This is a genomic window from Pseudescherichia vulneris, from assembly GCF_902164725.1.
Classification (GTDB): Bacteria; Pseudomonadota; Gammaproteobacteria; order Enterobacterales; family Enterobacteriaceae; genus Pseudescherichia; species Pseudescherichia vulneris.
The window spans coordinates 1,113,823-1,114,263 of sequence record NZ_LR607338.1 but is presented as its reverse complement, the minus strand read 5'-3'; the positions used below and the strand labels follow the sequence as shown (position 1 = coordinate 1,114,263).

1 protein-coding gene is annotated in these 441 nt (G+C 32.7%); it reads right to left on the bottom strand.

From position 1 onward, the window contains the following. Positions 1 to 48: 48 nt before the first annotated feature. Positions 49 to 441: DUF943 family protein (locus tag FN633_RS04570; protein ID WP_243731475.1), on the bottom strand; the 393-nt coding region annotated here is incomplete at its 5' end.

The window sequence follows — 441 nt, the reverse complement described above, 5'->3', positions numbered from 1 at the left end:
AACTGGCTCTAATAGTTTTAGTTTTGCTTTTTTCTGATTAAAAGCTGTTTAATCAGATTCGTCTTTCACTAATTCTCCTTTTTTGTTTATTCGGTATTCATCATTGTGAGTGATAAAAGAAATTCCTGAGCTCTTAGTATAAGTGATATAAAGAATCATATTTTTATCTATACAGTTTTTGGGGGATTTAAAATCAGCAAAACAAAATCTGTCATCCTTACTTTCATCACCTTGTTCCTTATAACCCTCTCCGAAATCCCAAACAACGATTCCAAAATCACCATCTGAATCTGGTTTAGGGATATCATAATGGTTTTTGAGCATCTTTGTGTTTTTTAACCACCAGTTTATTTGCCCTTTAGCAGTAATTGGGAAGTCTTTTACTAAAAGATAACTATAGCTACCGTCTTTATGAACATCGACAATCTTTACTGGCCTTAG